The sequence below is a fragment of the Frankia sp. Mgl5 genome, from assembly GCF_023242985.1.
GTDB classification, from domain to species: domain Bacteria; phylum Actinomycetota; class Actinomycetes; order Frankiales; family Frankiaceae; genus Parafrankia; species Parafrankia soli.
Genome location: NZ_JALKFY010000809.1, coordinates 33,242 through 54,233, shown reverse-complemented (window position 1 = coordinate 54,233; position 20,992 = coordinate 33,242). Strand labels below are relative to the sequence as shown.

Annotated in this window: 15 protein-coding genes; 8 read left to right on the top strand and 7 right to left on the bottom strand. The window is 71.1% G+C overall.

Going from position 1 to position 20,992, the window contains the following annotated elements; genetic code table 11:
- Positions 1-143: 143 nt before the first annotated feature.
- The 4 genes from MXD62_RS30650 to MXD62_RS30635 form a co-directional block, all read right to left on the bottom strand.
- Positions 144-767 (bottom strand): TetR/AcrR family transcriptional regulator, encoded by a 624-nt coding sequence (locus MXD62_RS30650; RefSeq protein ID WP_251082554.1) that lies wholly within the window; start codon positions 765-767, stop codon positions 144-146.
- A gap of 98 nt (positions 768-865) precedes the next feature.
- Positions 866-2,134, bottom strand: a complete 1,269-nt coding sequence (locus tag MXD62_RS30645; protein WP_248832852.1) for a WD40 repeat domain-containing protein — start codon at positions 2,132-2,134, stop codon at positions 866-868.
- A 63-nt stretch (positions 2,135-2,197) separates the two neighbouring features.
- A complete protein-coding gene (locus MXD62_RS30640; protein WP_248832851.1) occupies positions 2,198-7,144 on the bottom strand; it encodes a diguanylate cyclase in 4,947 nt (1,648 codons plus the stop codon).
- A 293-nt stretch (positions 7,145-7,437) separates the two neighbouring features.
- Positions 7,438-8,091, bottom strand: coding sequence for a TetR/AcrR family transcriptional regulator (locus tag MXD62_RS30635; protein WP_248832850.1), 654 nt, complete (start codon positions 8,089-8,091; stop codon positions 7,438-7,440).
- 68 nt (positions 8,092-8,159) lie between these two features.
- Between MXD62_RS30635 and MXD62_RS30630 the strand changes: the two genes are divergently transcribed.
- Entirely contained in the window at positions 8,160-9,470 is a 1,311-nt protein-coding gene (locus MXD62_RS30630) for an SRPBCC family protein (RefSeq protein WP_248832849.1), read from the top strand.
- On the opposite strand, the gene MXD62_RS30625 is transcribed toward MXD62_RS30630, so the two are convergent.
- A complete protein-coding gene (locus tag MXD62_RS30625; RefSeq protein WP_248832848.1) occupies positions 9,448-9,645 on the bottom strand; it encodes a hypothetical protein in 198 nt (65 codons plus the stop codon). The genes MXD62_RS30630 and MXD62_RS30625 overlap by 23 nt on opposite strands.
- A 134-nt stretch (positions 9,646-9,779) precedes the next feature.
- Between MXD62_RS30625 and MXD62_RS30620 the strand changes: the two genes are divergently transcribed.
- Positions 9,780-10,577, top strand: coding sequence for a FadR/GntR family transcriptional regulator (locus MXD62_RS30620; RefSeq protein ID WP_112106175.1), 798 nt, complete (start codon positions 9,780-9,782; stop codon positions 10,575-10,577).
- Between the two features lie 81 nt (positions 10,578-10,658).
- Here MXD62_RS30620 and MXD62_RS30615 read toward each other — a convergent pair whose 3' ends face one another.
- The gene (locus tag MXD62_RS30615) at positions 10,659-11,426 is read right to left on the bottom strand and encodes an SDR family NAD(P)-dependent oxidoreductase (protein ID WP_248832847.1); all 768 of its coding nucleotides are present in this window, start codon (positions 11,424-11,426) and stop codon (positions 10,659-10,661) included.
- A 63-nt stretch (positions 11,427-11,489) separates the two neighbouring features.
- A complete protein-coding gene (locus MXD62_RS30610; RefSeq protein ID WP_368862471.1) occupies positions 11,490-12,638 on the bottom strand; it encodes an acetyl-CoA C-acyltransferase in 1,149 nt (382 codons plus the stop codon).
- Between the two features lie 275 nt (positions 12,639-12,913).
- Between MXD62_RS30610 and MXD62_RS30605 the strand changes: the two genes are divergently transcribed.
- The 6 genes from MXD62_RS30605 to MXD62_RS30580 all read left to right on the top strand — a co-directional run bounded on the left by MXD62_RS30605 (position 12,914) and on the right by MXD62_RS30580 (position 20,970).
- On the top strand, positions 12,914-14,449 hold the full coding sequence (locus MXD62_RS30605; RefSeq protein ID WP_248832845.1) for a class I adenylate-forming enzyme family protein: 1,536 nt from the start codon (positions 12,914-12,916) through the stop codon (positions 14,447-14,449).
- A gap of 114 nt (positions 14,450-14,563) precedes the next feature.
- A complete protein-coding gene (locus tag MXD62_RS30600) occupies positions 14,564-15,802 on the top strand; it encodes a MaoC family dehydratase N-terminal domain-containing protein (RefSeq protein ID WP_248832844.1) in 1,239 nt (412 codons plus the stop codon).
- Positions 15,803-15,945: 143 nt separating this feature from the next.
- Entirely contained in the window at positions 15,946-17,085 is a 1,140-nt protein-coding gene (locus MXD62_RS30595) for an acyl-CoA dehydrogenase family protein (RefSeq protein ID WP_248832843.1), read from the top strand.
- A gap of 156 nt (positions 17,086-17,241) precedes the next feature.
- A complete protein-coding gene (locus MXD62_RS30590; protein WP_248832842.1) occupies positions 17,242-18,543 on the top strand; it encodes an acyl-CoA dehydrogenase family protein in 1,302 nt (433 codons plus the stop codon).
- Positions 18,540-19,304, top strand: a complete 765-nt coding sequence (locus tag MXD62_RS30585) for an SDR family NAD(P)-dependent oxidoreductase (RefSeq protein WP_248832841.1) — start codon at positions 18,540-18,542, stop codon at positions 19,302-19,304. The genes MXD62_RS30590 and MXD62_RS30585 overlap by 4 nt, the downstream gene beginning before the upstream one ends.
- A 391-nt stretch (positions 19,305-19,695) precedes the next feature.
- Entirely contained in the window at positions 19,696-20,970 is a 1,275-nt protein-coding gene (locus tag MXD62_RS30580) for an ABC transporter substrate-binding protein (protein WP_248832840.1), read from the top strand.
- Positions 20,971-20,992: the final 22 nt, after the last annotated feature.

Genomic DNA, 20,992 nt, shown 5'->3' with positions numbered 1-20,992 from the left:
CCTCGACGGGGTCGTCACCACCCGAGGTACATACCGTCTGGTCGGTATTTAGGATGCGGGAGCCGACCAGGCCTGTCAACGGTTACATCGCCGATGGCGGGGAGCCTGGTCGGCCGAGGCCGGCGCGCGTGGCCAGCGCGAGGTCAGCGCGAGGTCAGGCTGGCCAGCAGGAGGTCGGCGAATGACCGGCCGATCTCGCGCTCGGAGAGCCTGCCCTGGGGCTTCCACCACATCGGCAGGTGGTGCACGGAGCCGAAAAAGTAGTCGACGATCAGGTCCGCGTCCAGGTCGTCACGGAAGACGCCGGAGGCCTGCCCCTCTTCGATCATGGCGCGGAAGGTCTGGTGGTAACGCCGGCGTTCGCGGCGCACCGCCTTCTGCTTCTCCTCGCTCAGCTGGTGCAGCGAACGGAAGAAGATCGTAGTGCTTTCGAGGTTCTCGATCGTCGTGACCACCACGTCGGCGGCCGCCGCGTGAAGACGTTCCTCGACCGGCCCCTCGTGGGCGGCGGCCTTCTCGAGCCGGTCTGTCTGCATGCGCAGTACCCGCCCGTAGATCTCGTAGAGCAGGTCGTCCTTGGAGCCGAAGTAGTGATACATCGCGCCCTTGGTCACTCCGGCCGCCGCCACCACGTCCTGGACCGAGGTCCCTTCGAAGCCCTTTTCGGCGAACAGCCTGAGCGCAACGCCAAGCAGCCGCTCGGGCACCGTCCGCCCGTCGACCGTGGACGGCGGGCGCCCCACGCGGCGCGCGGACTGGTCTGCCATCCGACCACTCCTCCTGGAGGCGACACAGTCAGAATATGCGGACCCGACGGTGAACCGTATGACGGAAGCCGGGCCGGTGTCGCGGGCGGACGGCCGATTCAGCCGGCCCGTGGCGGAAGCGTCTGGACAATCTCGCCTGTCGTCAGGTCGCGTACCGTCACGAACCCTTCGATGTCGCCGGTGGCCAGACGCCGGCCGTCCGCCGACAGGGCCATGGACGCGATCCCGCCCGGGTCGTCGACCGTACGCAGCAGCTCGCCGGAGGGCACCGCCCAGACCTGCACCGACTGGCGGTCCTGCCGCTCCCCCACCGACGTCGTGAACGCCACCGTGGCCAGTTCCCTCCCGTCGGGCGAGAACGCCAGGTCACGGACGTGACTGTCCAGGGGCGTCAGCTCGACCAGCTGGCTCTTTCCCGCTCCGTCCCAGATGACGACCCGCCCCTTGTCGGAGTCGCCCCGTCCCGTGTCGTCGACGCCACGGTCGGAGCCGGCTGCCAGGTACTCCCCGGTCGGGCTGTACGCCACGGCGGTCGCGTAGGTCGGGTTGTTGCGCACGACCCGTAGGCACCGGCCGGTCTCGACGTTCCAGATCCGCACCTTCTTGTCATGGCCGGCGCTGGCCACCAGCCGACCGTCCGGGTGGAACGACGCCATGTCGACGAATTCCCGGTGGCCGGAAAGCCAGACGGGCTGGACGTCGCCGGCGGTGTCCCAGATCCGTACCTTCCCGTCATGGCTGGCGCTTGCCACTCTGCGACCGTCGGGATGGTACGCGACGTGTGTCACCTTACGGTGGTGCTCATCCGGGGTGTGGGCTTCGGTCCGCGACCCCGTCTCGACATCCCAGATCCGGACTTTGTGGTCGTCGCCACCGGTCACGAGGTGCCGGCCGTCCGGACTGAACGCGAGGGATTCGGCGCGACCGTCGTGAGCACTCAGCCGATGACGGATCCGCCCCTCCACGGTGTCCCAGATCCGTACCGTCCCGTCCTGGTGCGCTGCGGCGAGGAGCGTGCCCGTTGAATCGAACGCCACGGCGGCGACCCAGGTGAACGTCCCGCCGTCGGCCGGCAGCACACCCACGACATCGTCCTGGTCCGGATAGTGGTGGGACACCGACGGCACGGCGGACGGCTCGGCTCCCCGGGCCGCCTCGGCGATATCGGCCTCCACCTCGGCCGTCCATTCACCAGCCAGGCGGCTTACGATGATCGGGTGCGGTGTCGTCTTTCCGACAACTTCGCATTCTCCCTCGACGGTGACGGCGACACTCTCGTCGATTCCGTGTTTCCGCAGCACGACCCGGATCGCCTCGACGACCTCCTGTGCCCGCTCGCCATTCGGAAGCGAGGGGACACTGAACATTATTTCCACATTGCTGGACACAAATCCGGATAATACGACGAGCGACGCCGGCCGCGGCGAGCGTCAACGCACCGCGGTCTCCACCTGGTTACGTCCACTGTGTTTCGCCCGGTACAACGCGGTGTCCGCGGCCTTGACAAAGGCGACCATGCCGTCGCCCGTCGCCGCGTCGGAGGCCGCGGCGGCGGCGGGGACTGTCGCGGTGACGCCGATGCTGACGGTGATGATGCGCTCGGCCGTCAGCGGGTGTGGTTCGGCCAGGTCCTCGACGGCACGGCACAGATGCCGGGCGACCTGGGCACCGGTGCCCAGGTCGGTGTCGGGCATCACGACGGTGAACTCCTCTCCCCCGTAGCGGGCGGCGAGCAGGGTGTCGCCGATGTTCCCGGCGAGGCATGCGGCTACCCGCTGCAGGCACCGGTCACCGGCGGCGTGCCCGAAATGGTCGTTGTAGAGCTTGAAGTGGTCGATGTCGACCATGGCGAGCGCAATCGGCCCGGCGTGCTGCCGGGCCCGTTCCCACTCGACGGCCAGTACCTCCTCAAGACGCCGCCGGTTGGCCAGCCCGGTGAGCGGGTCGGTGATCGAAAGCTGTTCGAGCTGGTGGTTCGCCGCGGCAAGCTGCCTGTTCGTGGCGGCCAGCTGCCTGGTTCGCTCGGCGACCTTGCGTTCCAGCGACGCGTAGATCAGGGCGTTGTCGAGCGAGACCGCGAGCTGCCCCGTGATGATCATCATGCCTTCGAGGCGTTCGGTGGAGAACGCGCCGCGGATCATCCGGTTCTCCAGCAGAAGCATCGCCCGCAGGCTGCCCCGGGTCATGACGGGGACGGCGAGCAGCGAGCAGCGGTTGAGTCCGGCGAAGTAGGGGTCGCGGTGAAAGCGGTCGTCCCGGGTGGCGTTGGCGACGACGACGGGTTCGTGGGTGCGGGTGGCGTAGCGGATGACCGAGACCGGCAGCAGGCGCCGCCGGCCGGCTTCCTGGAGCGAAACGGTGCCGCCGGCTCCGGTGAGTACCAGCCATCGGTCCTGCTCCTTTTCTCGCAGCAGGAGGTGGACGCTGGTGGCGCCGGTCATTTCGGAGAGTATTCCCACCACTTTCGCCTGCAGGCCGTCCACGCTGGTCTCGGAGCTGAGCGCCTGGGATGCGGCGACCACGGCGAGCAGGTCGACAGTGCCGGTCGCCACGGTCGAGCGGCGCCCGGACTGCTCCGCCTGCGGGAGAACGATCGGCCCCGCGGGCGCGGCCATCGCGGCGGTCCGCAGCGCCGGGTAGGCCCAGTCGAGTTGGCTGACCTTCGCCGTCGCGCCCCATTCCAGGTACTGGCCCCGGGCAGCCCGCAGGAACGCGAGGCCGGCCGCCTCCATGCTGTGTGACAGGTAGAAGCGTGCGGCGCGTTCCAGAGTGAACGCCCGGTGCCATGGGCGCATCCGGGCTGACGCCTCGCGCAGCGCCACGTCGAACGTGTACGCCGCCTCGTGGAAGTCCCCGACGGCCCACGCCCGTTCCGCCTCCACCAGGCGCAGCAGATGCAGGAAGTTGCTCGGTGCGTCTGCCGCGCGCGCGGCCAACCACTCGATCAGCTCGTCGAGCTCGTCCAGCACGGCGTCGCGCTGATCCGCTCCGGCGGCCCGCGCCCGTGCCGCCAGCGTCATCGCGAGCAGCACCCGCGCCACCGCCATGGGATAGTTCGTCCCGATCGCGGCCCCGCAGGGCATCACGGCCGCGGCATGCCGCGCCGCATCGGCCGGTTGGTCGAGAACCGCCGCGGCGAGAGCCCGGGCCACATGCTGGTTGGCGAGGGAGAACGGGTCGGCCGCCAGCAGGCTCAGCTCGGCCGCGTCGCCACCGGCCAGCTCGACGGGTTCCCGTAGCGCCCGCACCATCCAGAGGTAGGACCGGAAGGTTGCTTCGGCGTGCCCGTTTCCGGTGCGCAGGGCGAAGGCGAGTGCCTCCTCGACCGCCGTGGCGAAGACGTCGAGCGACGGAGCGCAGTCCAACAGGTCGCACACCAGCGCGTAGTGGGTCCAGCACGCGTTCTGCAGGTCGCCGCCCAGCAGAAGGCCCTCCAGCGCACGACGGCCGTCGGGGAGGTTGTCCTCCAGAGGCTCGAACCAGTGGCCACAGGTGATCACGTAGATGAAGAGTGCCTGCCACACGTCAGGCTCATAGCTGCGAGCCCGCGCAACCGCGAGGATCCGTCGCAGGACGCGTGGCCCGGTGTGGTAGTCACCCCTGCGCACAATGGTCACGATCGGGATGTGGCTGGCCGGGCCCACCAGGGCACGATCCGGGCCGTAGCGTTCCCACATCTGCAGAGTTCTGATGGCCAGCCAGGCCATCACCGTGTGGTCGTAGAAGAACGCCGCGACCATGACCCGGTTGACGAGCCTGATGGTGCTTAGGCGGGACTGGTCGGTGATCTCCGGTTTGCGCAGATCATCGGACTCGCCGGTGGTGTCGATCCACCGACGAAGTTCGTCGAGTCCGCGGTCGATCTCCTCGTCGAGCGCGTTCTCCTCCGGAACCGACATGCCGAGACGCCGCAGCTGGCCGAGGCCGAGCCGCATCGCCTCGCCGGCGCGGCCCCGGTTGGTGAGACTGATGACCTGAACCATCGTGGCGGACGTGAGCTGGGTCGGCCGGGTGCACAACCGGTCGATGGTCCGGTAGGTGTCGTCCGCGTCGTCCAGCCGGCCGAGGCAGTACAGAGCGGCATGCCGGTCGGTGTGGACGGCGATCAACATGTCGGTGTCGGTCGGGTCGACAAGCCCGACCGCCGCGCTCAGCGACCTCTCCACCAGCGGATAGTTGCTCAGTACTCTCGCTTCTTCGGCGGCGCGACGAAAAAGCGCGACCACGCTGCGCCGCTCACCGGTGCTGCGCACCATGTCCACGACGTGCAGGTACTGCTCGGCAGCCACGGCGAAGAACTCCGGCCGGCCGGCCAGCCGCCGCGCCAGCCGCAGCCGGCGTGCGCGCTGCTCCTCCGCCGGGCTGCCACCCAACACGGTCTCGCGCGTCCGGTCGTGGTTGAACCGGACACCGGGTCGCTCGTCGCACTGCAGCACCAGCAGGCCGTCGCTGAAGGCGGGCGCGAGCCGCCGCTCGAGCTCGCCCGGCGGCAGGCCTGTCGCGGCCGCGAGAAGATCAAGATCTACCTGGCCCGCCAGGCTCGCCATCACCGCCAGCAGCTCGGCGCTCTCGGACGGCAGCGCGGCCATCCGGGCGGCCAGGAGCGCGGTCACCTCCACCCGGTCGAGCCGGCGGCGCAGCACCTTCCCGTCCCATCGCCAGCCTCCCGCGCCCGGTGTCAGGACGCCCTCGCGCCGCAGCGAGTTGAGCAGTTCCACAACGTCGTACGGATTGCCGCCGGTGGACGGCGCGATCGCCCGCGCCAGCCGGGCGGCGGGCTCCGGAGCCAGGTGCAGCATGTCGGCGACCATGGCCGCCTGTCCCGCTGCCGGCAGGCTGCCCAGGCGCAGCTGGTGCGGGCCGGCCGTCCGGTCGGACCAGCGGGCCAGCATCGGGGCCAGCGGATGCGCGGCGTCGACGTCACTCTCGCGGTAGGCGGCGACCAGCAGCAGTCCGGCGATCTGCTCCTCGCCGGTGAAGACCAGGTCGACGAAGCCCAGGGGGGTGCGCCCAGCCCACTGCAGATCGTCGACGAAGAACACCACCGGCCGCGCCGGGGAGACCACGGCGCGCAGCACCTCGACCGGTGTGCGTGACAGCCGCGCCTGGGCGGTCATCGGATCGCCCGGCTCCGGCGGAACCTTCAGCAGTGTCGCCAGCTCCGGCACGGTGGCCGTCAGCAGGCCTGCGTTGGGGCCCAGGCCCCGCAGCATCCGCTCCCGCACCTCGGCCAGGTAGTCCTCGGGCTCGGCCAGCAACAGCCGGCCCAGCGCCCGCAGCCCCTGTCGGACTCCGTCATACTCCTGGTCGCGGCGGTACTGGTCGAACTTGCCCGCCACAAACCAGCCGTCGACGCCAGCAGCGATCGGCCGCAGCGCGTTGACCAGGGATGTCTTGCCCACACCCGGCGCGCCCGCGACGAGGACCCCGCGGGATTTCCCGGTGACGGCCTCGGCGAACGCCGCGTCGAGCTGGTCAAGGTCCCGGTCCCGCCCGCACAGCCGGGAGGGCGCCAGCGGCCGCGTCGGGAGATCGTGCTCGCCGGGGCGCACCGCCACGCCGCGGCGTACCCGCGTGAGGTCGTGCGCCAGCCCCTCGGCGGTCTGGTAGCGATCATCAGGCTCCTTCTCCAGCAGATGCATGATGATCTCGGACAGTACGGGGGGCACGGACGGCTCGACCGCCCCTGGCGGGTCCGGAACCCGAGCGAGATGATCATGAATGATCCTGATCGGGTCCTCCGTACCGAACGGCGGCGCGCCGGTGGCCAGCTCGTACAGGCTGGCTCCCAGCGCGTACAGGTCGGCCCGCCGGTCGACCGGACGACCGGTCCGCCCGGTCTGCTCCGGTGCCAGGTACGGCACGGTCCCGACCGCGGCCCCGTGATGGGCGAACTCCGGCTGGACCACCGAGAAGGTCGTGGCGAGCGCGAAGTCGATCAGGTAGGGCGCCCCGCTGTCCTCGCTCACCACGATGTTCGCCGGGCAGAGGTCCCGGTGCACCACCCCCCGGCGGTGCATCCCCGCGACCGCGTACGCCAGCGACACGGCAAGATCGATCAGCTCGACCGGCTCCAGCGGGGTCTCCCGCCGGGACAGCGCCGTGCCGCCGACATCGGCCAGCAGGATCGATCCCGCGCACTGCGCCGCCCCGGCGGCCAGGTGCACGACACCCTCGACTCCCGCCAGCCGTTCGAGGATTTCGACCTCATGGCGCACCCGGCGCTGCGCGTCCGGGCCCAGCGGCTCCTTCCGGATCACGCAACCGCTCGGCAGCACCAGCCGGCTGATCCGGGTCTGATCCGTCGCGTGCAGCACCACTTGTGACGCCGCTGCCATCGGAGGATCCCGGCCTGGGGTCACCTGTCTGGCCACCATGCCCGCACCCCCGTGCCACGCCACAAACAGTTCACTTCCCTAGCCTGCCCGCAATCATGGGCGAAGCAACGAGCCGCTGGCCCGCGGCCCGCGGCCCGCGCCGGTACCGTCACCGCCGCCACCGAGGGCCGACCCACTGGTAGATGTCCGCGACGCGGGGGGCCCGCTCGCGGTGGGGCTCGCCGTCACCGCGGGGGCGGCGGCCCGCGCGCCCGAGTCCCCGCCGCTCCGCGACGCGAGCACAGCGACCACGACGGCGAGCGCCACGTCAGATCGTGGCCGGGCAGGCCGCGTCAGCCGGGCAGGAGCAGCGCCGCGAGGGTGTGCTCGACCCAGTGGGCGAAGGCACGGTCGTCGAGGCGGCGTTCCTCCAGCAGGAGCCAGGTGGTGTACCAGTTGAGAGTCGACCAGACGTCGCGGGCGGCGGTGTCGACGGTCAGCCCGGGCCGCAGCGGCCCCCGGGCCGCCACCGCGGCGACGAACGTCCGCATGTCGGCGCAGCGCCGTTCCTCCTGCTCCCGCCAACGCCTCCCGAGAGCCTCGTCGACCACGCTGGCCTGCATGAACGCCCGGCTGATCGCCGCCACACGGCGGGCTGGGCCGATGCTCATCAGTCCGAACAGGCGTAGTTGTTCACGCTGGTCGGGCGCGTCCAGCGCCGCCCGGAAGCCGGTCCGCTCGGCGAGGGGAAGGTCCGCGCGGTCGGCGTCCCCTCCCCCGGTCACCGCGCGTTCCAACGCCAGCTCCAGCAGGTGTGCCTTGCCCGCCAGTGCGTAGACCGACTCGACCGCGACGCCGGCCTCAGCCGCGATGGCACGCATCGTGGTCCCGGCGTAGCCGTGCTCACCGAAGACCACGACCGCGGCGTCCAGGATCGCCGCGCGGGTGGCCTGGGCCTGGGCGGCCCGCAGCGGCGAGTGGTAGGCGCGGGTCGCCTTGCCGACCAATTTAACTCCAGCCCTACTGGGTCCAATACTGTCACGCTGCATCGATCATAGGGAAGGGAGCACCTCCGATGGCCAGCGCCACCGCCTACCTGCTGATTCACGAGGGCATCCGCGCGGAGACGCGCCGTCTGGCCGACTTCGCCGCGCAGCTGGCCGCCGGCCGCCGCTACGCCGGACCGGTCCAGCTCACCGCGCTGCGGACGCACCTCGACGAGGTCGTCAACGTGATCCATCACCACCATGTCGGCGAGGACACGCACCTGTGGCCGCTGCTGCGACGGTTCGCCGACCCCTTCGACCGCGTGGACGGGCTCGACGTCCTGGACGGGCTCGCCGGTGACCACGACGCACTGGACCCGCTGATGGAACGGGTCCGCACGGCACTCGCCCGGCTGGCAGCGACCGCCACCACCGGCGCGTCGGACGACACCTCCGACCGGGCCACAGCTGGGGGCCCGACCGAGGGCCCGACCGAGGGCCCGGCCGGTGCCGCCGCCGAGTTCGCCGCGGCCGCGACTGCACTGTTCACCCTGATGGACGAGCACCTTGCCGTCGAGGAGTCCATCGTCGTGCCGATCCTGCGCGAGCGGGTACCGGACGACGAACTGGCCGCCATGGAGAAGCGGATGCAGCGCGGGAGCAAGATCCGGCTCGGCTTCGTGCTGCCGTGGCTCGACGCGGCCGACCCGATCCGGATGGCCGAGACCGCCGCCCAGCTCGGGCCGGCGTTCCCGGTGCTGCTCACCCTCACCCGCCGTGGCTACCAGCGCCGCGTCCGCGCCGCCTACGGCGTCACCGCCGCGAGCCCAGGACCGGTCACCCTGCGAGGGCAGGCCGAGATCGTCATCGAGGCCACCCCGGAGCAGGTGTACGAGGCGATCGCGGACGTCATCCGGATGGCGCGCCACAGCCCGGAGTGCTACCGCTGCGCGTGGCTCGACGGCGCGGCCGCGCCGCTGCCGGGCGCCCGCTTCCGCGGCTGGAACCGTTTCCGGGGCGCCCACTGGAGCCGGGAGTGCGAGATCGTCACCGCCGAGCCGGGCGTGGCCTTCGCGTACCGCACCGTGCGTACCGGTACCAGGCCGGACAGCACGCTGTGGCGCTTCGAGCTGACCCCGACCGCCGCCGGCACCCGGCTCCGCCAGACGTTCGAGCTCTCCGGCGCGGCGCCCGTCATGGTGTTCGAGCGGCTCAGCGGCCGCACCACCAGCACCCCGAAGGCGATGGCGCGCACGCTCGCCCGGCTGCGGGACGACCTCCGCACCAGGTCGGACCGTGTGGGCGGGCCCGACATTACCGCCGGATCGGACACCGCCCGCGGATCCGAGACCCGCAGCCGCCTCGGCGAGGATCTGGTCAGCGCGCGAAGCAGCCAGTGAAGCAGCGCGGCATCGGACACGCCGTCCGGGCGATCCGCACCGCCGTCCCGCACATGCAGATGAACGGCGGCGGGGCAGTCGTCATCGTCTCGTCGATCTCCGCGTCGAAGCCGTCGCCACGGGCACAGTACGAGGCGGCCACCACGCCCCCGCGCGGGGCTCGGGCGCTACCCACGCTATCATTAGCGCTAACTTAGCTTAACAAGTTTACTACATCACCATCTGCAGGGGGAGCAGTACGGTACGAATCTGACACCAATCAGAACACCAGCTACTCTATTCATACCTAGCTGACGATTTGGAGCGTGCGTGAGCGGCTTGAGAAGCTCGACTGCGCAGGTCGGCATGATCGTGCGCGCCCCGAAGACCGCCGAGATCATTGCGACTCATCTGCGAGGTCAGGTGGTGCGGGGCGAGTTGCGGACCGGGCAGACTCTGCCACCCGAGACCCAGCTGATGGAGCAGTTCGGTGTGTCGCGGCCGACCTTGCGCGAGGCGTTCCGCATCCTCGAGGCCGAGTCGCTCATCAGTGTCCGCCGGGGCAGCCGCGGCGGGGCGCAGGTGACCACGCCGGACCTCTCGGTCGCCGCCCGAGCCGTCGGGCTGCAGCTGCAGATCCAGGGGACGACGATCGACGACGTCTACCAGGCCCGGATGGTCTCCGAGCCCGCCTGTGCGCGGCTGCTCGCGCAGCGGCGCGAGGACCAGGACATCGCCGATCTGACCGAGGTGGTCGAGGCGCTGAAGGCCGAGGTCGCCAAGCACGGGACGTTCGTGCCGGACCCCGACGTCTGGTCGTCGCTGACCTACCGCTTCCACGAACTGATCCTGCAGCGCTCGGGCAACAGAACCCTGGCGGTCCAGGGCGCGGTCCTGCAGGACATCGTGGCGACGCACATCCGCACGCGGGTCCAGCGCTACGACGAGAACGACACGCCGGAGCGCTTCCAGCGGGTGATCCGCTCGTACGAGAGGTTCATCAGCCTGATCCGGAACCGGAACGCCGACATGGCGGAGCGGCACTGGCGCTCGCACATGGAGGCCGCAGCCCAGTACCTACTCAAGGACGACCTCAGGAACAAGTCCGTCGTCGAGCTGTTCTCCTGACCCGGCCGGCGCGCCGGCCGCCGGACCCGTTTCGGACGGACGTTCAGGCGGGTTTCGCCGGCGGCCGGCGGACGGGACGGTTCAGCGAGGGGCCATCCGGATGGCCCCGTCCAGCCGGACGGTCTCGCCGTTCACATACGGGTTCTCGAGCAGGCTGATCGCCATGTGGGCGTAGTCCTCGGGTGAGCCGAGCCGACTGGGATGGGGCACGGTGCGCTCGAGCGCCTCGCGGATGTCCGCGCGCAGCCGGGCCAGCATCGGGGTGTCGAAGACGCCGGGCGCGATCGTGTTGACGCGGATCTGCCGGCTGGCCAGGTCGCGCGCGGCCACGAGCGTGATCCCGTGCACACCCGCCTTCGACGCGGTGTAGGACGTCTGCCCGATCTGGCCGTCGAACGCGGCGACCGAGGCCGTCAGCACGACGGCGCCACGCTCGCCGTCGACGAGCTCGCCCGCGGCGATCCGCGCGGCCGCCAGGCGCAGCACGTTGTAGGTGCCGATCAGGTTCACCCGCACGACCTCGGCGAAGGTGTCCAGGGCACCCGGCCGGTCGTCCCGGTCGAGGATGCGGACGCGGTCTCCGCCGCGGCCGGCGCAGTGCACGACCGCGCGCAGGGTGCCGTGCGCCTGCTGGGCCACGTCCAGGGCGTGGTTCACCGAGGCCTCGTCGGCGACGTCGGTCTCGATGTACACGGCCCGGTCACCGAGCGCGGCGAGGACGTCCTCTCCCGGCGGGTTGAGATCGGCGATCGCGACCTCCGCTCCCGCGGCGGCCAGGCGTCGCGCGGTCGCGAGGCCCAGGCCGGACGAGCCGCCGGTGACGAATGCCGGGACGGACTTCAGGTTCATGACGCTCCTCGGGGCGACGGGCGGGAGAAACCGTCGATGCCGCGGCCCGGGTCTGGCCCGGCGTCAGGCATCGATCAGCTCGATGACGGTCGCGTTGGCCATGCCGCCGGCCTCGCACATGGTCTGCAGGCCGTAGCGGATGCCGTGGTCGCGCATGTGATGGACCATCCGGGTCATCAGGATCGCGCCCGAGGCACCGAGCGGGTGGCCGACCGCGATCGCGCCGCCGAGCGGGTTCAGCCGGGCGTGGGCGGCGCCCGTCTCGATCTCCCAGGCGAGCGGGACGCTCGCGAACGCCTCGTTCACCTCGTACACGCCGATGTCGGCGATCGTGAGCCCCGCCCGCTTCAGGACCTTCTCCGTCGCGGGGATCGGAGCGGTCAACATGATCACCGGATCGTCACCGGCGACCGTACCGGCGTGGAAGCGCGCGAGCGGTCGCAGGCCCAGCTCGGCCGCCCGTTCGCTGGTCGTGATCAGTAGTGCCGCGCTGCCGTCGGAGATCTGGGAACTGTTGCCCGCGTGGATCACCCCGTCCTCGCGGAACGCGGGCTTCAGCGCACCGAGCTTCTCGAGCGTCGTCTCCCGCCGCACCCCCTCGTCGGCGGTGAGGACGCCGTCCGGTCCCTCGACGGGAACGAGCTGCGCGTCGAACGCGCCCGAGTCGGCGGCCGCCATCGCGCGGTGGTGCGACTCCAGGGCGAACTCGTCGAGCCGGGTCCGGGACAGGCCCCACCGGTGCGCGATCTCCTCGGCGCCGAGACCCTGGCTGAAGCTGTCCCGCTGGTAGCGCGCGCGCACCCGGGGGCCGAACGGCTCGCCGACGGCCCGGGCCGAGCCCAGCGGCACCCGGCTCATCGACTCGACGCCGCCGGCGACGACGAGGTCGTACTGGCCCGCCATCACCCCGGCCGCGGCGAAGTGGAGCGCCTGCTGACTCGAGCCGCAGGCCCGGTCCAGCGTCACGCCGGGAATGCCTTCCGGCCAGCCGGCGGCCAGCACGGCCAGGCGGGCGACGTTCGTCGACTGATCACCGATCTGGGTGACGCACCCGAAGATGACGTCGTCGACGAGCTCGGGTGCGACCTGTGCGCGCTCGGTGAGCGTCCGGAGCACGTCCGAGGCCAGATCGACCGGGTGAACGCCTCGCAGCGTGCCGTTGCGCCGACCGATCGGCGTCCGTACCGCTTCGACGATGACGGCGTCCCGCACGGCAACCCCCTTCATCGAGTTCACTACCTTGAACATTATTCTGCTGAGAGAACAAGCTAGGAGGCGGCTCTCCGCCTGTCAACGTGGCCGCCCTCGAGGCCCGCACCGCCACCACAAGATCACCGAGGGCGGCCGGGTGACGGCGGACGCTCGCCGGCAACCGACCTATCAGTTATCTTATTGCACCTATAGTGCACGGTGAACGGATTGGACCGCCTCGGTCATGGCGCGGTACCGCCCGCTCGCCACGGAATCGACCATCCGGAAAGGCCCGCATGAGCACGCATGACTCGGCGTCGTCCGTCGGGGACAGCGCCCGCAGCCTGATCGCCCGGCGGATCTTCGGCGTGCTGGCGCTCGACCCCGCCGCGACCGCGCTGACCTTCGGTGACCGCACCTTTCCCTGGTCCTACTACGCCGACGCCATCACCGATCTGGACGCGCTGCTGGCCGAGTACCCGCGGGCCCGGCAGATCGGGATCGTGCTGCGCAACCGTCCCGGCCAGCTGTGCTCCGTGATCGCCACCATCGCCACCGGCCGGACGGTCGTGACGTTGAGCCCGCACCTCGGGGACACCGGCCTGGCCGAGGACATCGTCGATCTGGCACCCGACGTGGTGGTCGCCGACGAGGAGGACTGGGCCCGCGCCGCGATGGTCGAGGCCACGGCGGCTGTCGGCGCGATCGCGCTGTGCACCGGTCCCGGCCGGGCGTTCGTCCGGCACCCGATGCCGGCCCCATCGTCCCCCGCGTACAAGCCCGCCGCCGACGTCGCCGTCCTCATGATGACCAGCGGCACCACCGGCCGGCCCAAGCGCGTCGAGCTCACCTACCAGCGGATGGCCGCGGCGTTCCGCGCCGCGGGAACCCCCGTCGACGAGGGCCGGGAGCTTCGCCTGCACCGGCGGACCGCCATCCTCTGGGCTTCGCTCGCCCACATCAGCGGCCTCTACTTCGCGATCGCCCACGCGATGGAGGGCAGGGGCATCGCCCTGCTCGAGAAGTTCGAGGTCCAGGCCTGGGCCGAGCTCGTCCGCCGCCACCGGCCGGGCTATGTCCGCCTCGCCCCGACCGCCATACGCATGGTGCTCAACGCCGACCTGCCTCGGGACGTCTTCGAGAACGTCTTCGCCGTCGGTTCGGGGACCGCGCCCCTGCCCGCCGAACTCGCCGACGCCTTCGAAGACCGCTACGGGGTCCCGGTCCTCGGCACCTACGGCGCCACCGAGTTCGCCGGCGCGATCGCCGGCTGGACCATCGACGACAAGCGGGAATGGGGCACTCGCAAGCGAGGCAGCGTCGGGCGCGCGTACGACGGCATCGACCTGCGGGTGGTGGATCGCGACAGCGCGACGGTTCTCGCGCCGGGCGCGGTCGGGCTGCTCGAGGCGCGCGGGGGACAGCTGTCCGACGACGGTGGTGCATGGATCCGCACCACCGACCTGGCCTCGATCGACGACGACGGCTTCCTGTTCATCCACGGCCGGGCCGACGACGCGATCAGCCGCGGCGGCTTCAAGATCCCGCCGAGCGTGATCGAGGAGGCCCTGGCCCAGCATCCGGCGGTCGACGAGGCCTCGGCCGTGGGGATCGCCGACCCGCGGCTGGGCGAGGTCCCGGTGGTCGCGGTCACGCTGAGCTCGCCCGCGACGGAGGCGGAGCTGATGGAGTTCCTCTCGGCCCGGTTGACGCGCTACCAGCGGCCGGTCGACCTCGCGATCGTCGACGCGCTGCCGCGTACCCCGTCGCTGAAGGTGAGCCGCGCCCTCGTCCGGGAACAGATCTTCGCCCGCCGGCCCACCGCGACCTGACACGCGCGCCGGGGACACCACGGCGGCCGCGACGACGCCGCGCACCTCGACGGGCGCGACGGGCGCGGGAGCTCGAGGACTCGACCGACGCGACGGGAGAAGAGGAGAACGGGTATGACCACACAGCAGACCTCGGCCTACGGCGTCCTCACCGACGAGGCGTTCGAACGGGCGCGGCGACGGACCGGGGTCCCGCAGCGCCTGCGCCCGCCGCACATCACCGAGGTGCACGTCGACGCCACCCGTCATTTCGCCTACGGCTACGGCGACGACAATCCGCTTTACTGCGAGCGCGACTACGGCCGCACCACCCGCTGGGGCGGGCTGATCGCTCCCCCGAACTTCCTCTACTGCATGGGCGAGAACGCCGCGCCGGACCCGACGCCGGAGCAGAAGCAGCTGCTGAAGGGCGACCCCTTCGCCGGCCTGGGTTCGTACCAGGCGGCCATGGAGTTCGAGTACTACCGGCCGCTGCGGGCCGGCGACCGGTGCCGGATGATCCGGGCGCAGGTCGGCGTCCAGGACAAGCTGAGCAGCTTCGGGGGGCGGTCGGCGCACGTGACCAACGACTTCCTGTTCGCCAACGGCGCGGGTGAGATCGTGGCCGTCCAGCGGGGTACCTGGATCAACGCCGAACGCCACACCAGCCGGCAGCGGTCGTCGGCCAAGCCGCCGGTCGACTTCTCGCCCTACTCCGACTCCCAGCTCGCCGAGATCGACGCGGCCTACGACCGCGAGACCCGTCGCGGCGCCGTGACCCGCTATTTCGAGGACGTCGAGATCGGCGAGGAGATCCAGCCGCGGGTAAAGGGCCCGCTCGTCGTCACCGACGTCGTCGTCTGGCACGTCGGCTGGGGCATGCAGCTCACCCCGCCCGGCGCGTTCGGGATCTCGCGCAGGATCCGCAGGAAGGCACCGGGGCTTTATCCCCCGAACTCCCGCAACATCCCGGACACGGTGCAGCGACTGCACTGGGAGCCCGAGCGCGCCGCCGAGCTCGGGCTGCCGATGAGCTACGACTACGGCGCCATGCGGGAGACCTGGCTGACCCACGCGCTGACCGACTGGATGGGCGACGACGGCTGGCTGTTCCGGCTGCGCTGCGAGCACCGCCGGTTCAACTACGTCGGCGACACCACCTGGGTGCGTGGGCGGGTCGTCGACAAGGTGCAGGTGGCCGGCCGCAACGAGGTGCACCTCGAGCTGAGCTGCCAGAACCAGCGCGGTGAGACGACGACTCCCGGGACGGCCGTCGTGCTGCTGCCGACCCGCGAGACCCCGGTCACGCTCCCCGCGCCACCGGCCGACACGCTCGACGAACTCCTCGAAGTCGAGATCGCCCGGCTCGCGTGAGCGGCCGGACCGATCCCGTGGGTCTCCGCCGCCACGGCCCCTTGCCAGCGACCACTAATAATTAGATTATCTGTCTATATCGCGCACGTCACCGCCTCCCGTGACGGTCCGGCGCGTCCAGCGACGAGGAGGGCGACTGCCCAGTGGACTTCGAACTCACCGAGGAGCAGGCGATGCTCCGCGAGGTGTCTCGAACGATGCTGTCCACCCACTGCCCTCCTGCCCGGGTGCGCTCGCTCGTCGGCTCCGGCGGCGACATCGACGACAAGCTGTGGCAGCACGGCGTGGAGCTCGGGTGGACCGGCCTCGCGGCGCCCGAGCAGCTGGGCGGCTCGGCCCAGGGACTCGTCGAGCTGAGCCTGGTCGCCGAGGAGATCGGGCGGGCGGTCGCCCCCGGCCCGGTCGTCGAGACCGCGCTGGTGGCCCTCGCCGCAGCCCGGTTCGGACACCCCGAGCTCGGCCCCGTGGCAGCCGCGCTGGCCAACGGCCAGGCGCGGGCCAGCCTGGCCCACCATGGGACGGTGCGCGCGGCACGCGACGGCGACGCGCTGGTTCTCGACGGCCACGTCACGGCGGTCCAGGCCGCCGCGGCCGTCGACTGGCTGCTCGTGACCGCCTCGACGGACGACGGTCCCGCAGCCGTCCTGGTGCCGACGCCGCCCGGTGGCACCCGCCGCCGGCGCACGCTCGACGAGACGCGCGGCTGGTACGACGTGGCTCTCACCGGAATCCGGATACCCGCGACCCACGTCGCCGCCAGCGGGCCCGCGCAGGTGGGGTGGCTGGTGGCCGCGGCTGGCGTCCTCACCGCCGCGGACGCCCTCGGCGCCGGGGAACGGCTGCTCGAGATGACGGTCGAGCACGTCCTGGTGCGCGAGCAGTTCGGCCGGCCGCTCGGCAGCTTCCAGTCTGTCAAGCACAAGGTCGCGGACATGCTCACGCTCGTCAAGGGCGCCCGCGCCGCGACCTACTACGCCGCGATGGCGCTGGACGCCGGGGCCGACGACGGCGACCTGGCAGCGAGCGCGGCCAAGGCGTTCACCGCCGAGGGGATGAGCGCACTCGCCGGCGAAGCGCTCCAGGCGCACGGCGGCGTCGGCTTCACCTGGGAGCACGACCTGCACCTGTACCTGCGCCGGGTGAAGGTCGACGAGGTGCTGTTCGGCGCACCCGCCGAGCACTACGAGCGGGTGGTCACGCTGCTGGCGCAGGCACGCGGCGTCGAGGTCGGATCCGCCCCCGACCGGCGGCCGGCCGGAGACCGGTCGCGCCTCGGCACCTGAAGCGACCTCCCCGCGGCCCGGACCCGCCGCGAACCTGCCCGCCGCCATCGGCACCGCCAGCCGCCGGGAGCGGCTCATCTGCATTCCAGGACCTCGCCATTCCAGGACCTCACCATTCCGGGGCCTCGACAGCCTCGACCGACCGCGGAGCGACGCATGTGGGATTTTTCGACCGAGCCTGAGTTCCAGGAGAAGCTGGACTGGATGGCACGATTCGTCCGCGAGGAGTGCGAACCCCTCGACCTGCTCTTCCCGCACGGGGGCGATCCGTACGACGTCCACAACAAGGCGTCGCGAGCCATCCTGAAGCCGCTGCAGGCGCAGGTTCGCGAGCAGGGGCTGTGGGCCTGTCACCTGGGGCCGGAACTGGGCGGCCACGGCTTCGGCCAGATGAAGCTCGCGCTGATGAACGAGATCCTCGGCCGTTCCTACTGGGCCCCCACCGTCTTCGGCACGGCGGCTCCCGACACCGGCAACGCCGAGATCCTCGCGATGTTCGGCACGCCGGAGCAGAAGCAGCGCTACCTGCAGCCACTGCTCGACGGCGAGATCGTCTCCTGCTTCTCGATGACCGAGCCGCAGGGCGGCGCCGACCCCAAGGAGTTCGCCTGCACGGCGATCCGGGACGGCGACGAATGGGTCATCGAGGGCGAGAAGTGGTTCTCGTCGAACGCCCGCTACGCGGCTTTCCTGATCGTCATGGCGGTCACCGACCTCGACGCCGCCCCGCACCGGCGGATGTCCATGCTCGTGGTGCCCGCCGAGACACCCGGCATCGAGATCCTGCGCAACGTCGGCACCATCAACGAGCGGGACGACTTCGACGAGGGCATTCACGGCTACATCCGCTACAACCAGGTGCGGGTCCCGCTGGACGCCATGCTCGGCGCCCCGGGCGAGGGTTTCAAGGTCGCCCAGGCCCGGCTCGGCGGCGGCCGGGTCCACCACGCCATGCGGGTCGTGGGCAAGTGCCAGCGGGCCTTCGACATGCTGTGCGAGCGGGCGCTGTCGCGTCACACGCAGGGCAAGGTCCTCGCCGAGCACCAGTTCGTGCAGGGCTTCGTCGCCGACTCGGCGATCCAGCTCCAGCAGTTCCGGCTGCTCGTCCTGCAGACGGCGTGGATCATCGACACCCAGCCGCACGGCGCGGCCCGCACCCACATCGCGATGTGCAAGGTCGCCCTGGCGCAGGTACAGCACGACATCATCCAGCGGGCACTGCACCTGCACGGCTCGCTGGGCACCACCCACGAGACCCCGCTCGGCGCCTGGTGGGCCGGCGTACCGCAGCTCGCCCTCGCCGACGGCCCCACCGAGGTCCACAAGGCCACCGTGGCCAAGCAGGTCCTGAAGGGCTACCGCCCGGCGCCCGGTCTCTTCCCCACCGAGCACCTGCCGACCCGGCGCGCCGCCGCCCGCGAGCGGTACGCGGACGTCCTCCAGGAATTCGGCCTGTGACCAGCGCCGACGGTCAACCCGCCGGCCTGTTCGACCTGACCGGCAAGGTCGTCCTGGTCACCGGCGGCAGCCGGGGCCTCGGCCGGGAGATGGTGCTGGCCTTCGCCCGCGCCGGAGCCGACGTGGTGATCGCCAGCCGCAAGCTCGACAGCTGCGAGCAGCTGGCCACGCAGGTCGAGGCGCTCGGCCGGAAAGCCCTGCCGGTCGCGGCCCATGTCGGGCGCTGGGAGGAGTGCGACAGCCTCGTCGACCGGGCCTACAGCCACTTCGGCCGGGTCGACGTGCTCGTCAACAACGCCGGCATGTCGCCGCTCGCGCCGTCCTCGGCGCAGACCTCCGAGGAACTCTTCGACAAGGTGGTCGGAGTCAACTTCAAGGGCCCGTTCCGGCTGAGCTCGCTGATCGGGCAGCGGATGCACGACGGCGACGGCGGCTCCATCATCAACATCTCGTCCAGCGGCGCGCTGTTCCCGTCCCCCCGGTTCGGGCCGTACGCCGGCGCGAAGGCGGCACTCAACGCGCTGACCACCGTGCTCGCCCTGGAGTTCGCCCCCAACGTCCGGGTGAACACCATCTCGGCGGGGCCGTTCCTCACCGACATCTCCAAGCACTGGCCCGACGAGAGCAAGCGGACGTGGAAGAACGCGGCCGGCCGCGCCGGGAACCCGGAGGAGATCGCCACCACCGCGCTCTACCTGGCCTCCCCGGCCTCGAGCTACACCACCGGATCACTCATCCGGGTCGACGGCGGACTGCACTGACCCCGACGCCTCACCCGAGCCGCACCTCTCACCTGTGCCCTGCCCCGCGCTCGTGCCCCGCCCATCGTCCGTGCCTCGCCCTCCGCCGGGCTCCGGCCCCGCTCCCGCCGCGAGCCGCCTGCCGGACGCTCACCGGGCTCCCCCGTCCTGCCGCCCACCTGCGGACCAGGACCTCCCGGAGCGCACTCACCCACCCGGCCTGAGCACCGATCGCACCCGAACGCGCAGGTCACGGGCGGAACGACCAGAAACAGGTCACCTAGTTAGATCATTGACAAAATCTAGCTTGTGGCCTACTAATCTAGTTCAATCATCTACCTGCTTGCTTTTCGGGCGGGCTGATCACTGACGCGGGTGCACGGCCGCCCGCCTTACACGAGCGGGACGACACATGATCCAGACGGAACACAGACTCGCGACCCGGGCGACACGCCGCGGGGCGGTGGCGGCCATCGCCGCGGCAACGCTGATCGGGGTGGCGGCCTGCGGCAGCGACAGCGGGTCGGACGGCGGTGGCTCCGCCCCGACCACCGCCAGCACTGCCATTCCCGCCGCCCTCGCGACCTACTTCCCTGGCCAGGCCGCCAGCGGCGACCCGGTGAAGATCGGGTTACTGAACACCGAGGGTGGTCCCGCGTTGTCCGACCCTGAGATCGGCGACGCCGCCGTCGCGGCGGCCGAATACGCCAACGCCAATCTGGGTGGCATCGGCGGCCACCCGATCGAGATCGACCGCTGCGGCATCCTCGAGGACGTCGCCTCGTCGGTGAAGTGCGCGAACCAGATGGTCGAGGACAAGGTCGCGGCCGTCGTGGTCACCACGACCGGCTTCGGTGAGTCCATCGTGCCGATCATCACCAAGGCCGGCATCCCGTACGTCTCGGTGGCCGGGGCGAGCAGCGGCGAGTTCACGAGCAAGAACGCTTACATGTGGACGGGCGGCTTCGCCGCGACCCTTTCCGCGATGGCCACGTATTCGGCCGAGCAGGGATACAAGAAGGTCGCCGCCTTCGTGACCGACGTGCCGGCCGCGACCGGCGGGGCGGCCAAGATCGGCGTCCCCGCGTTCAAGGCGGCCGGGGTCGAGTTCACCGTCGTACCGGTCACGCCCGGCACGGCGGACGCGACGCCCCAGGTGACCAGTGGCCTCGCCGGCAAGCCGGACGCCGCGATCCTGATCTTCAACTCCACCGGCTGCACGACGGCGCTGAAGGCGCTCAGCGTGGTCGACCCGACCATTCCCAAGCTGGGCATCACCGGCTGCCTCGACCCGGCGACGGTCGATGCCGTGGGCGGCGCGATAGAGGGCGCCAAGGTCTTCGGCGTCTCCTCGATCGCGACCGACGATCCCGAGGCACAGCTCTACCGGACCGTGATGGCCAAGTACGCGCCCGACGCGTCGATCTCGGGCTACACGCCGGTCGGCTACCAGGGAATGCTCGGCCTGGTCCGGGCCACCGCCAAGCTGACCGGCTCCGTCACCAGCAGCTCGATCCTCGCCGCCATCGCGCAGGCCAAGGACGTCCCGCTGCCGGCCGGTGCAGGGATCACCTTCACCTGCGACGGCAAGCAGCTTCCCGGCCTGACCACGGTGTGCTCCGCGGGAGAGATCGTCCTGACGGTGAAGGACGGCGTGGGCACGCAGCCCGAAACCATCGACAACTGAGTCCGGGCCTCATCTAGAAGGG

Coding starts and splice junctions, on each gene's coding strand:
- MXD62_RS30590 (WP_248832842.1), top strand. CDS start 17,242: ATGTGGGATTTTTCGACCGAGCCTGAGTTCCAGGAGAAGCTGGACTGG.
- MXD62_RS30640 (WP_248832851.1), bottom strand. CDS start 7,144: ATGGTGGCCAGACAGGTGACCCCAGGCCGGGATCCTCCGATGGCAGCG.
- MXD62_RS30615 (WP_248832847.1), bottom strand. CDS start 11,426: ATGAACCTGAAGTCCGTCCCGGCATTCGTCACCGGCGGCTCGTCCGGC.
- MXD62_RS30645 (WP_248832852.1), bottom strand. CDS start 2,134: ATGTTCAGTGTCCCCTCGCTTCCGAATGGCGAGCGGGCACAGGAGGTC.
- MXD62_RS30580 (WP_248832840.1), top strand. CDS start 19,696: ATGATCCAGACGGAACACAGACTCGCGACCCGGGCGACACGCCGCGGG.
- MXD62_RS30650 (WP_251082554.1), bottom strand. CDS start 767: ATGGCAGACCAGTCCGCGCGCCGCGTGGGGCGCCCGCCGTCCACGGTC.
- MXD62_RS30630 (WP_248832849.1), top strand. CDS start 8,160: ATGGCCAGCGCCACCGCCTACCTGCTGATTCACGAGGGCATCCGCGCG.
- MXD62_RS30600 (WP_248832844.1), top strand. CDS start 14,564: ATGACCACACAGCAGACCTCGGCCTACGGCGTCCTCACCGACGAGGCG.
- MXD62_RS30605 (WP_248832845.1), top strand. CDS start 12,914: ATGAGCACGCATGACTCGGCGTCGTCCGTCGGGGACAGCGCCCGCAGC.